The sequence below is a fragment of the bacterium genome (assembly GCA_020440705.1).
In the GTDB taxonomy this organism is placed as follows: Bacteria; Krumholzibacteriota; Krumholzibacteriia; order LZORAL124-64-63; family LZORAL124-64-63; genus JAGRNP01.
Genome location: JAGRNP010000116.1, coordinates 1 through 12,281, shown reverse-complemented (window position 1 = coordinate 12,281; position 12,281 = coordinate 1). Strand labels below are relative to the sequence as shown.

Genomic DNA, 12,281 nt, shown 5'->3' with positions numbered 1-12,281 from the left:
ATCGCCGCCACAAGCAGGGCGAAACGGGCTCCGTACTGTGGAGGGGCGCGGTCGTCACGCCCCGTCATCCCAGGGTCGAGGTCGCGCCACACGTCCGCACGCCTCGTGGCGGACGGGCCCGCGATGGTGTGCGCCCCGTCTGGCGGGGTGTCTGAAGGGTCTCGCCGCCAGGGAGGCGGCGAGACCCGGAAGCCAAGCCGGCCCGGGACAGGAAGTCCCGGGCCGGCGCCCCCGCCAGGCGGGGTGCACACCATCGCGGGCCCAGCCGTTACAGCTCGGTGCGCTCCACTTCCTCGATCTCGTAGCACTCCAGGACGTCGCCCTCCTGGATATCGTAGAAGTTCTCGAGGCCGATGCCGCACTCGTAGCCCTGCAGCACTTCCTTCACGTCGTCCTTGAAGCGCTTGAGCGAGTTGACCTTGCCCTCGAACACGACGACCTCGTTGCGGATCAGGCGCGCCATGCTGTTGCGCTTGATCGTGCCGCCGATGACCATCGAGCCGGCCACCTGCCCGACCTTCGGGATCGTGAAGACCTGCCGCACGCTCGCCGAACCGGTCGAGACCTCGCGCTTGATCGAGCCCAGCAGGCCGGCCAGCGACTTCTTCAGGGTGTCGACGACCTCGTAGATGATGTCGAAGACCTCGATGGTCACGTTGTGGCGCTTGGCCAGGTCGCGGATCGCCGCGCCCGGACGCATGTGGAAGCCGATGATCATGGCGCCGGTGTTGGCGGCCAGGAGCACGTCCGACTCGCTGACGGCGCCCACCGCCTTGTGCACGATCTTGACCTGCACCTCGGAGGTGCCGATGTCCATCAGCTGGTCGGCCAGGGCCTCGACCGAACCGGCCACGTCGCCCTTGATGATGATGGGCAGTTCCTTGAGGTCGCCCGCCGACATCATCTCCGCGAGGTTGTCCAGGTCGATGACCTGCTTCGGCTTGACGATCTGCTGCTGGCGCTGCAGGCGGCGGCGGTTGCTCGCCATCTCGCGCGCCTCGCGCTCGTCCTTGACCACGTAGAAGCGGTCGCCGGCCTCGGGCACATCGTTGGCGCCCATGATCTCGCAGGGCTCGCCCGGCATGACCTTCTCGAGCACGTTGCCGCGCTCGTCGAGCAGCGCGCGCACCTTGCCCTCGGTCATGCCGACCAGGAAGTTGTCGCCCACCTCGAGGGTGCCCTTGTCGATCAGCACCGTGAACACGACGCCGCGCCCCTGCTCCTTCTTGGCCTCGACCACGGTGCCGCGCGCGCGGCCCTCGGGGTTGGCCTTCAGCTCGAGCACCTCGCTCTGCAGGTGCACCAGCTCGAGCAGCCGCTCGATGTTCAGCCCCTTCTTGGCCGAGATCTCGGCGCAGAGCACGTCGCCGCCGAACTCCTCGACCACGACGCTGTGCTGCAGCAGCTCCTGCTTGACCTTCTCGGGCTTGGCCGCCGGCAGGTCGATCTTGTTCACCGCCACGATGATCGGCACGCCGGCCGCCTTGGCGTGGCTGATGGCCTCGACCGTCTGCGGCATGACGCTGTCGTCGGCCGCGACGATGAGGATGACGATGTCCGTCACCTGGGCGCCGCGGGCGCGCATGGCCGTGAAGGCCGCGTGACCCGGGGTGTCCAGGAAGGTGATCGGGCCGCCGTCGGTCTGCACGGTGTAGGCGCCGATGTGCTGGGTGATGCCGCCGGCCTCGCCCGCGATGACGTTCGTCTTGCGGATGCTGTCGAGCAGCGACGTCTTGCCGTGGTCGACGTGGCCCATGACCGTGACCACCGGCGGGCGGTCGGTCAGGTCGGCCTCGGCGACCTCCTCGTCGCTCTCCTCGAGCACCTCCTCGCCGTACTCGCTGAGGAACTCGACCTCGCGGTCGTACTCGGCGGCGAGCATCTCGATGTGGTCCTTCTCGAGGCGCTGGTTGATGGTGGCCATGATGCCCATTCCGAAGAGCTTGCCGATGAGCTCCTGGGGCCTGACGCCCAGCTTCTCGGCCAGCTCCTGGACGGTGATGAACTCGGTCAGCTTCAGCAGGGTCACATCCACTTCCACGGAATCGTCGTCTCCCCCGCCCTTGCGGCGCTGCTTGCGTTTGCCGGTGGCGCCGCCCATCTGGGCGATGGTCTGCTTGAGCGCCTTGTCGACCTCGGCCTGGTCGACCTTCTTCTTCTTGCGGGCCCGCTTGCGGCGCGACGGCGTGTCGCGCAGTTCGGCCTCGTCCTTGCGGCGCTGGATCGCGGCGCGGATCGAATCGCGCACCGACTCGCTCGACACCTCGGTCGCCGGCTTGTCGGGCCCGAAGCCCTTGTCGCGTTTGATCTTCGGTGCCGGCCGGATGATGTCGCCGACCTTGAAGCCGTCGTGCTTCTTGGTGCCGACGTTGGCCAGCGGATCGACGGGCTCCGCCGCCTCGGCGTCCTCGTCGCCGGCGCCCTCGTCCCCGCCGGACTCGGCGTCCTCGGGAGCCGCCGCGTCCGCGGCCGGCGCGGCCGCCTCGGGCGCCGCCGGCTCGTCGGCCTCCACCACCGGCGCCTCGGGCGCCTCGACCGGCGCGCCGACCACCTCGGCGGCGGCCTCGGCCGGCGCCTCCTCGGTCGCGGGCGCCTCGTCCTTGGGCTTGATGTCGGCCTTCTTGACCAGCTTGGCCGCGGTGTTCTTGACGATGCGGGCCTTGGCGTGCTCCTCGCGCTTGGCGGCCAGTTCGGCCTCCTTGCGCTCGCTCTCCTCGCGGAGGCGCGCCTGCTCCTCGGCCTTGGCCTGCTCCTCGGCCTCCTTGGCCGCCTGGGCCTTCTTGGCCACGGCGGTCATGGTGCCCGACTTCTTGATCACGACCACCTTCGGCTTGGCGGGCGCCTTCTTCTTGGCGGCCTTCTTCTTGGTGGCCTTCTTCTTCGGCTTCTCCTCCTCGACCGGCTGCGGGCGTTCGAGGGGCTTGAGGGCCGCCACGTTCTTCAGCTGGTCGGGGTTCAGCCCGTGGGCCTTGGCATAGTTCTCCCGCGCGAGCTCACGCTTGCGCTGGAAGACGGCGTGGATGCGGTCCACGTCATCGTCCTCCACCACGCTCATGTGGCTCTTGACCGTGACCTTCATCTTCTTCAGAAGGGTCATGATCTGCTTGCTGTCGACGCCGTAGTGCCGACCCAGTTCGTACACTCGCAGGTTCCTCGTCAAGACCCGATACCTCCAGCCACCAGTTTCTGGATTCCGTTGATGAATCCAGGGTCGCAAACGCCCACGACCACGAGCTTGTCACGCCCCATGGCCTGGGCCAGATCCTCCGCCGGCAAGGCGTCCTTCACCAGGCCCCGCAGCGGTTCCCACCGCTCGATCTTGCCCAGTTGGCTCGCGCCGACCCCGGCCGCCACGACGACCAGCGGCGCCTCGCCGCGCTTGACCAGCTGTTCCACCGCCGAGAAGCCCATGGCGAGCTTGCCGGCGCGCCGCGCCAGGCCGAGCAGACCCAGCAGCTTCTGTCCGTCGACGGCCATCTAGTCGTCCAGCTCGCCGTCCGCGAACGGATTGACCTTCTTCTCCTCGTCGTCCCCGGCGTCGTCGCCGGCGGCTTCGCCCAGGTCGCCGAACAGCTCGTCCGCGCTGGCCGGGGCCGCGTCGTCGCGCATGGCGTCGAGGTTGTCGAGCCCCTCGAGCCCGGCGAACTCCTCGTCCACGACGCTGTCGCCGAGGGCCTCCTCGTCGAAGAGCGGGCGCTCGTCGGCGGCGTCCTTCTCGAGCTCCTCGGCGATGGTCTTGGCGATCATGCGCGTCAGCTCGGCGTGGGTCGCCTGGGCCGTGGCGAGCAGGGCGTCGGCCGAGTCCTCGTCCAGGCCCGGCACCTGCGCCAGCTGCTCGAGCGCGGCGTTGGCCACGTCCTCGATGGTGAACAGGCCGCTGGCCTCGAGGGTGACCAGCAGTTCGTCGCTCACGCCCTCCATCTCGGCCAGCTTCATGCTCATCTCGGCGGTCACGCGCTCGCGGATCGAGTACTCGCGCGAGCTGACCAGGTCGATCTTCCACTCGGTGAGCTTGGCCGCGAGGCGGACGTTCTTGCCCTCCTTGCCGATGGCCTTGCTCAGCTGGTCGTCGTTCACCACCACGGTCGCCTCGTTGCGGTCGCGGTGCAGGATGATGTTGCTGACGATGGCCGGGCTCAGGGCGCGGCTGATCAGCAGGCTGGGCTCGGCGCTCCAGGGCACGATGTCGACGCGCTCGCCGGCCAGCTCGCGGGTGACGGCCTGCACGCGGCTGCCCTTCATGCCCACGCAGCTGCCCACCGGATCGACGCGGTCGTCGTGGCTGGTGACGGCGATCTTCGAGCGGGTGCCCGGCTCGCGGGCCACGGCCTTGATCTCGACGATGCCCTCCTGGATCTCGGGCACCTCCTGCTCGAACAGCGACTTCAGGAAGCCCGGATGGCTGCGCGAGAGGATGACCTGCGGCCCCTTGGCGCTGTCGAGCACCTCGGTGATGAACGCGCGCACCGACTTGCCCTGGTGCAGCTTCTCGCCGCGGATCTGCTCGCGGTAGGGCATCAGGGCCTCGGTGCGGCCGAGGTTCACCAGCACGTTGCCGCGGTCGACCTGCTGCACGGTGCCCACGATGATCTCGTTCACGCGGTCCTTGTATTCCTCGAAGATCTGGGCCCGCTCGGCCTCGCGCACCTTCTGCACGAGGATCTGCTTGGCGACCAGGATCGCGTTGCGTCCGAACTCCGCCACCGGCAGTTCCCACCGCACCTCGTCACCGACCTCGACCTCGTCCCCGAACTCGATCTGCGCCTCCTCCAGCGCGATGTCGGTGTCCGGGTCGTCGATCTCCTCGACGACGGTCTTGACCTGCTCGATCTCGATCTCGCCCGTGTCCAGGTTCACGCGGGCGTCGATGTTCGCCTCGGAACCCAGCTTCTTGCGCGCGGCCGACTGCAGCCCCGCCTCGAGCGACTCGATGATGATGCTCTTGTCGATGTTCTTCTCCCTGGTGATCTCACTCAGGGCATTGAGGATGGTGTGATCCATGCGCGTTCTCCCGCCGGCCGGGGCCGGTGCGTCGTCGGGTCCTAGCCTTCGGCCGGCCCCGCGTCGGTCTTCCGCTTGTCCCTGGGCCGGCTCTTCTTGCGGCCCGTCTTCTTCGCGGCACGCTCCTGCCGCTTCGTTTCCTTGCGCTCGCGGCGATCGGCGTTGATGATCGCCTGCACGTCGAAATCCGGGTCGAGGTTCGCCTCGAGGATCTGCCCGAAGGCGACCCGGGTCGTGGTCGGAGTTCCGGTCGGAGTTCCGGTCGGAGTTCCGGTCGGAGTTCCGGTCGGAGATCCGGTCGGAGTCTCGCTCGAAGCCGCAGTCGGAGCCGCGCCCCCGCCTCCGCCCGGCACCGTCAGGTCGAGCGCGTCGGCGCCCACGCCCTGCAGCACGCCGCGCAGCCGGATGCGGCCGCGGAGCTTCAGGTCGACCCGCTGCCCCACCGCGCGCCGGAAATGGTCCGCGGTGCGCAGGGGCCGCCGGATCCCGGGCGAGGACACCTCGATGACGTAGCGGTCGGCGAAGAGGTCGGCCTCTTCGAGGAGCATGCCCGCGGTGCGCGAGGCGCGCGCCACCTCGTCGAGGGAGATGCCCGTCAGCGGGGCGTCGGCGTCGGCCGCATCGTCGTCGGCGGCGGCGGGCTCTTCAGCGATCAGATCGACGTAGATCCGCACCTGGAAGCGGCCCCCGCCCTGGAAGATGCGCACGTCCAGCAGGTCGAACCCGTCGGCCGCGAGCTCGGGCTCGAGCAGCGCGAGCACCCGGGCGCGCTGGGCTCCCGGCTCGGGACGCCCACCCGGGGTCCCCTCCGCTGCAGGGCGCCGGCCGTCGGCCAATTCCGTCGTTCCTCCACGTACAAAAAAAGTGGGCTTACACCCACCTCAAACAGTCCACCGGTGATTGGGGGGACTCCGAGACCGCCCGAATATACCGGCATCCGGCCGATTAAGCAAGGTTTTTTGCAGGATTTAAGCGCGCGGTACCGGAGCGGATCGGTCGCCTAGACGGCCGGCGGCGGCCGTCAACCCGCCTGCAGGGGCAGCGCCCGCCCGCAGGTCTCCCGCAGGGCCTGGGCGATGAGCCGCCCCGCCGGGCTGGACAGGTCCGGATCGGCCGCCAGGAAGGCCCGGGCGTCGTCGCGGCAGACCTTGACCAGATCCTTGTCCCGCAATGGGTTGACCAGCCGGAAACCCGGCGCCCCGCTCTGGCGCACCCCCCACGCGTCGCCGGGTCCGCGCAGGCGCAGGTCCTCTTCGGCTAGAGCGAATCCGTCGGCGTGGTCGGCGAAGAAGCGGATGCGGGCGAAGCTCTCCTCGCCGAGGTAGCGGTCGCAGAGCAGCCAGCAGCGGCTGCGGTGCCGGCCGCGCCCGATGCGGCCCCGCAGCTGGTGCAGCTGGGCCAGTCCGAACCGCTCGGGGTTGTGGATGACCATGGCTGTGGCGTTGGGCACGTCGACCCCCACCTCGACCACCGTCGTGGCCACCAGCAGCTGCACCTCGCCGCGGGCGAAGGCGTCCATGACGGCCTCCTTTTCCCGCGGCTTGAGCCTGCCGTGCAGCAGGGCCACCGCGAACTCGGGAAAGACCTCGTCGCGCAGCCGTTCGAACTCGACCGTGGCGGCCTTGAGGTCCTGCCCCTCGGTCTCCTCGATAACCGGCGAGATGACGTAGGCCTGGCGCCCGGCCGCCATTTCCCGCCGGCAGCCCTCCCACACGTCGTCCTCGTCCTTCTCCCGCACGAGGCGGGTCTCGATGGGCTGGCGGCCGGCCGGCAGCTCGTCGATGAGGGACAGGTCGAGGTCGCCGTACAGGGTGAGCGAGAGGCTGCGGGGAATGGGCGTGGCGCTCATGACCAGCAGGTGGGCCGGCAGCCCCGTCTCGGCCGCCGCCCCCGAGGCGCCCCGCTGGCGCACGCCGAAGCGGTGCTGCTCGTCGACGATGGCCAGGGCCAGCCGCGGGATGCGGACGTCGTCCTGGATCACGGCGTGGGTGCCCACCAGCAGATCGATCTCGCCGGCCGCCACCCCGGCCAGGATCGCCCGCCGCTGCGCCGCCGGGGTGCTGCCGGTCAGGGTCTCGACGGTCACGCCCACCTGCTCGCACAGGCCGCTCACCCCCCGGCCGTGCTGCCGGGCCAGGACCTCGGTCGGCGCCATCAGCACCGCCTGGTGCCCCTGCTCGATCACGAAGAGCGCCGCGATCAGGGCCACGAGGGTCTTGCCCGAGCCCACGTCGCCCTGCAGCAGCCGGTGCATGGGCCGCCCCGAGCGCAGATCGGCCAGGATCTCCTTCAGGGCCCGCCGCTGGGCCCCGGTCAGTTCGAAGGGCAGCCCCTGCACGAGCCGCGGGGTCAGGTCGCCCGGACGGTCGAGGCGGATGCCCGCCTCCTGCCGGTGCGCCCGCCGGCGCAGCGCCATGAGCATCTGCACCGCGAAGAGCTCCTCGTACTTGAGGCGGGCCGTGGCCCGCGCGAGGGCGCCGCGGTCGGCGGGGAAGTGGATGTTGCGCAGGGCCTCGCCGCGCCCCGGAAACCCATGCCGGCGCACGAGTTCGGGCGGCAGGCTCTCGGCGTGGCGGGCCTCGGCGCGGGTCAGGGCCTGGTCGATCAGCCCCCGCAGCCAATACTGCCCGATGCCCGCCGTGAGGCCGTAGACGGGCACCATGCGGCCGGTGTGCAGGCCGGGCGTGGCGTCCGCGCCCTCCGGCGGGGCCTCGAGCACCTCGAAATCCGGATGCGCCAGCTGCGGTCGCCCGCCGTGGAACTGCACCACGCCGCTGGCCATGACCTTGCGGCCCGGCTTGAACTGCTGCTGCAGGAACTTCTGGTTGAACCACACGCAGAACACCACGCCCGTGTCGTCGCCGAGGGTGACCGTCAGCAGGTTGCCGCCCCGCCGGGTGCGGCGGTCGCTGCAGGTGAGCACCTCGCCCAGGACGGTGATCTCCTGGCCGGGGCGGGCCCGGCCGATGGGCTGGCAGCTCGTGCGGTCGAAGTAGCGGCGGGGGTAGTGGGCCAGCAGGTCGCCCACGGTCGCGATGCCGAGGCGGGTCAGGGCCCGGGCCCGGGCGGGTCCGACGGACTTGAGGAACTGGACGGGGGTGGCGAGGCTGAATTCCGGTTTCATGGCTTTCCGCGGGTCCGGGCGGCCCCCGCACCGGGAGCCCTTCCCCTGAGATAAATTCTTGCTGAGCACCGATCGGGATGTTAAATTGCCCGACCTGTGAATTCAACTCCCAGGAGGAACGACCCATGAGCAGGAAGTGCTCGATCTGCAGCAAGGGCCCGCAGTACGGGAATCGTGTGAGCCACGCGCACAACCAGACCCGTCATCGCTGGCTGCCCAACCTGCAGAAGATCCGTTTCGAGATGGACGGCAAGGTGCAGCGCGGCTACGTGTGCACCCGGTGCATCCGTACGGGCAGCGTCAAGAAGGTCGTCTGAGCCGGCACCGCACCGCGGCCCGCCCCCAGGCCCCCCGACGCTCGAGACGCCGCGGCGTCTACGGAATTCTCTTGAAAATGTGATACAGCCCTTTCGATTCTATCGGAGGGCTGATCTCGTTCATGCCCAGGGCGGCGATGGCCTCCCCCAGCGGCGCCAGCATCTGCTCCGGATCGACCCACCCGATGTCGCCGCCCCGCGCCGCCGCCGGCCCGCTCGAGAACCGCACCACCAGCGACGTGAAGTCCTTCCCCGCCGCCAGCTCCTTCTGCACCAGCTCGACCACGTCGGCCGAGCCCAGCACCAGATGCTGCAGGTGCACGAGGCCCGCGTTGGTCTGCCCGAGGGCCGCGTCGCGCTCGGCCACGAGGCGGTCCTGCCAGGCCGCCAGGTCGGCCTGGTTCGCCTTGTCCAGGTCGCGCAATGTGCCGAGGTCGAGCAGCGCCTCGTCCCAGCGTCCGAGCGATTCGAGCAGCTGGATCCGCACCACCCGCGCGGTGAGCATGCGCGGATCGAGGCTGATGGCCTGGCTCACCTCGTCGAGGGCCTCGGCCGTGCGCCCCATCTTCTCCAGGTGGATGCCGTAGTTGAAGTGCCCGACGGGATCCTCGGGCACCTGCTGCAGGAAGACCCGGAAGTGGTAGTCGGCCTCCTCGACCTGTCCGGAGACCTCGAGCGCGTTGGCGAGGTTGAAGCGGAAGCGGGCGTTGTCCGGATCCTGCTCGATGGCCCGCCGCAGGTAGACCGTGGCCGAGTCGACCTGCTCGAGAGCGAAGAACGCCTCGCCCAGACCGCCGTAGGTGGCGGCGCCGGGCTCGCGGGCCACGGCCTCGCGGCAGAACCCCACCGCGGCCTCCTTGCGCCCGGCCAGGATGCTCAGCTCCGAGGCCGTCAGCAGGTCGGTGGCGCTGCCGCCGCCCTCGCGGGCCATGGCCGCCTCCAGGTGGCCGAGGCTCTGGGTCCAGAGGCCCTTGCCGGCGGCGATGTCGGCCATCAGGCGATCGAGCCACGGTTCGTCGGTGCCGAGCCGCTGCATCTGGGTGAGCAGCTGGTAGGCCTTGGCCGGTTCGCCCTCGGCCAGGGCCAGCCGCGCCAGCCCCTCCAGCAGCCCCACGTGGTCGACGCCGTTGGCCAGGCCGGCCTCCCACTGGGCCTTGGCGTCGGCGGGGCGCTCGGCCCGCAGGAGGGCCCGCCCGTACCAGTAGCGGGCCTCCGGATCGTTCGGCGCCGTCTCCACCGCCGCCGCGCCGTACTCCACGGCTTCGGTCAGCCGCCCGGCCTGCACGCCCATGACCACCAGGGGCAGCAGCACGTCGACCGCGGGGCCGTTGGCCTCGAGGCAGCGCTGCAGGGCCGCGCGGGCCTCCGGAAAGCGGGCACTGCGGTACAGGGCCTTGCCTTCGCTGCAATCGTCGGTCGCGGTGGCCGCCGGGGGCGCCGCCGGGTCATCCTGGCCCGCCGCCGGCCCCGCGGGCAGCAGCGACAGGCCCAGCAGGAGCGGAAGAACGGCGGCAAAAGGGCGGACGCGGTCGCAGCGCATGGAAGACGACACCTCGGGGAGCGGGTGGATTCGGGTTCAAGTCCCGGGCCGGGAAACCGATATCGGAGGGAGAAACACGCGGGAACCGGCCGCGGTTCCCCCACCAGGAAGGGTTAAGATACTGCCATGACGGACGCCGCGAAACCCCGAATCCTGATCGTCGAGGACGATCCGGACCTCCGCACGATCCTCAAGCTGCAGCTGCACAGCGAGGGCTACGAGGTGACCGAGGCCGGCAACGGCGCCGAGGGGTTCCGCTCCGCCCGCGAGAACGCCCCCGACATGGTCATCCTCGACCTGATGATGCCCGTCATGGACGGCTTCGGCTTCCTCAAGCGCGTCCGCTCCATCATGACCATGACCGAGGTCCCGATCATGATCCTCACGGCCAGCGAGGACGAGCGCAACAAGGTGCGCGGCTTCCAGTACCAGGCCGACGCCTACATGAACAAGCCCTACGACCTGGACGTCCTCTCGGCCGAGGTGCGCCGCCTGCTGGCCGTCTCGACCCAGCCCGCCTGAGCGCGGCTCAGGCGATCCAGCCCCGGACCGGCTGCAGCCAGAACGCCGCGTCCAGCCAGTAACCCGCCAGCACTTCCGGTTGCAGCCGCCGCAGCGAGGCCACGCGGCCGGCCGCGTCGTCGGCGCGATCCCGGTTCACGGCCAGATGCACCGCCGGCGCCAGCACGGCCGCCGGCAGCACCGGCGCCGGGCTCCAGTCCGCGGGCACGTCGCCGGTGGCGGTGACCGCCGCGCGGGTCTGCAGCCGCACCAGGTCCTCGCTCGCCGCCCCCTCGGCCACCAGGGCCTCGCACGTGGCCCAGCAGCGCGTGTCCGCCCCCTGCAGGAACTCCGACCGGGCCCGCAGCAGGCGCCACGCCCAGTCGTCGATGCCGCCGCCGGAGGCGCGCTCCCCGGCCGGGTCGCCCTTGCCGCCGCTGTCGGCGTCGGCGTCGGTCCGATCGTCCTCCGCCGGGTCCGGCATGGGCGGCACCCGCCCCTGGCGCACGGCCATGAGGGCCTCGAGGTACAGCGGGCGGTCGTCGGTCTCGTCTCGACCGGCCGCGGGCCACCGCCCGAGCACACCGGCCAGGTCCTGGGGGCGGTCATGAGCCAGGTGGGCGCAGGCGAGCAGGAAGGCGTACAGCGGTTCGGCGCTCCATTCGGCGGCCAGGGCGGCCAGGCGGCGGTGGGCCGGCGCCGGCTGCCCGGTCAGGTCCTCGGCCGCGGCCAGGAGCAGCTCGGCCCGCGCGAAGTTGCGGGGCAGTTCGGGCCACTCGCCGAGCACGTCGCGCACCGAATCGGGGCGGCCGGACAGCAGGGCCAGCACCGCCCGCAGATAGGCGGCGAACATGGCCTCGTGGGTGCTGGCGGGCTTGGCGTCGGCCAGGTTCCCGTCGGCCTCGGCCAGGAAGGCCGCGGCCTCGCGCAGGCGGCCGGTGTCGGCCAGGATCAGGCCCTTCAGGTCGACCGCCGTGCGGTACGCGTCGTTCAGGGCCAGGGCCGCCTCGACCTCGGCCAGGGCCTGGTCGTTGCGCCCCACCTGGAACAGCGCCGCCGCGTGGCGGGTCCGGTAGTCCGGGTAGCGCGGGCGCCGCTCGACGAGGGCCGCGAAGCGTTCGAGCCCGTCCTCCCACTTGCCGGCGCGGCACAGGGCCACCGCCGAGGCGACCTCTTCCTTCTCCGACTGGCCGCTCAGGCTGCGCTCGAGCAGTCCGGCGAGGTCGCCGGGCAGCGTCCGGTCGGTGAAGGGCCCCTGTTCGGTCAGGCCGGCGATGAGCCAGTGATCGACCCGCCGGCCCGACTCGACCAGCTTGTTCAGGCTGTCGGCCGCCTCGCGCAGGCGCTCGGCCTGCTGCAGGGCCACCGCTTCGAGCAGGCGGGCTTCGGCGTAGTCCGGATTCAGGCGCAGGGCCCGGCGCGCCTCGTCCAGCCCGCGGTCCCAGTCGCCGGCCAGCCCCTGCGCCGCGCCGAGCAGGCAGTGCAGGTCCGGATACTGGTCCCACAGCTTGACGGCTTCGGCGAAGTAGGGCACGGCCGCGGCCTTCTGCTCGGACCGCAAAAGACGGCGGCCCTCCCTGAGGAGGGCCTGCCGGAAGTGGAAGCTCGCGAGGGAGCCCGATGGGGTGCCCGAATCGCCGAGGGCCGCCACCCGCAGGCAATCGACCGCGGCGGCGAAGCGGCCTTCCTCGAGGTGGGTCACCCCTTCGGCATAGGCCTTGTTGCGCCCTCCCCCCAGGAAACGACCGAGCAGCGACATCTCAGTCCATGTATTTCCTGGTGTAGGCCGGGGCGCTGA

9 protein-coding genes are annotated in these 12,281 nt (G+C 70.8%); 2 read left to right on the top strand and 7 right to left on the bottom strand.

What is annotated here, in order from left to right:
* Positions 1-268: 268 nt before the first annotated feature.
* From infB to recG, 5 genes are all read right to left on the bottom strand, one after another.
* Positions 269-3,160 (bottom strand): translation initiation factor IF-2, encoded by a 2,892-nt coding sequence (gene infB, locus KDM41_14555; GenBank protein MCB1184648.1) that lies wholly within the window; start codon positions 3,158-3,160, stop codon positions 269-271.
* A complete protein-coding gene (locus KDM41_14550; protein MCB1184647.1) occupies positions 3,157-3,477 on the bottom strand; it encodes a ribosomal L7Ae/L30e/S12e/Gadd45 family protein in 321 nt (106 codons plus the stop codon). Before KDM41_14550 ends, infB begins: the two co-directional genes overlap by 4 nt.
* Positions 3,478-5,001: a transcription termination factor NusA gene (gene nusA / locus KDM41_14545; protein MCB1184646.1), complete on the bottom strand. Its 1,524-nt coding sequence runs from the start codon at positions 4,999-5,001 to the stop codon at positions 3,478-3,480.
* A gap of 41 nt (positions 5,002-5,042) precedes the next feature.
* Complete coding sequence (locus tag KDM41_14540) at positions 5,043-5,837, bottom strand: hypothetical protein (GenBank protein ID MCB1184645.1); 795 nt, start codon at positions 5,835-5,837, stop codon at positions 5,043-5,045.
* Positions 5,838-6,022: 185 nt separating this feature from the next.
* Positions 6,023-8,125 carry an ATP-dependent DNA helicase RecG gene (recG, locus tag KDM41_14535; protein ID MCB1184644.1) on the bottom strand — a complete coding sequence of 701 codons (2,103 nt, stop codon included), beginning with the start codon at positions 8,123-8,125 and terminating at the stop codon, positions 6,023-6,025.
* 125 nt (positions 8,126-8,250) lie between these two features.
* Between recG and KDM41_14530 the strand changes: the two genes are divergently transcribed.
* The gene (locus KDM41_14530) at positions 8,251-8,442 is read left to right on the top strand and encodes a 50S ribosomal protein L28 (protein MCB1184643.1); all 192 of its coding nucleotides are present in this window, start codon (positions 8,251-8,253) and stop codon (positions 8,440-8,442) included.
* A gap of 58 nt (positions 8,443-8,500) precedes the next feature.
* On the opposite strand, the gene KDM41_14525 is transcribed toward KDM41_14530, so the two are convergent.
* Complete coding sequence (locus tag KDM41_14525; protein MCB1184642.1) at positions 8,501-9,982, bottom strand: tetratricopeptide repeat protein; 1,482 nt, start codon at positions 9,980-9,982, stop codon at positions 8,501-8,503.
* Positions 9,983-10,108: 126 nt separating this feature from the next.
* Between KDM41_14525 and KDM41_14520 the strand changes: the two genes are divergently transcribed.
* Positions 10,109-10,504: a response regulator gene (locus KDM41_14520; protein MCB1184641.1), complete on the top strand. Its 396-nt coding sequence runs from the start codon at positions 10,109-10,111 to the stop codon at positions 10,502-10,504.
* 7 nt (positions 10,505-10,511) lie between these two features.
* Here the strand turns inward: KDM41_14520 and KDM41_14515 are convergent, their stop codons facing one another.
* The gene (locus KDM41_14515) at positions 10,512-12,242 is read right to left on the bottom strand and encodes a hypothetical protein (GenBank protein ID MCB1184640.1); all 1,731 of its coding nucleotides are present in this window, start codon (positions 12,240-12,242) and stop codon (positions 10,512-10,514) included.
* Between the last annotated feature and the right edge of the window lie 39 nt (positions 12,243-12,281).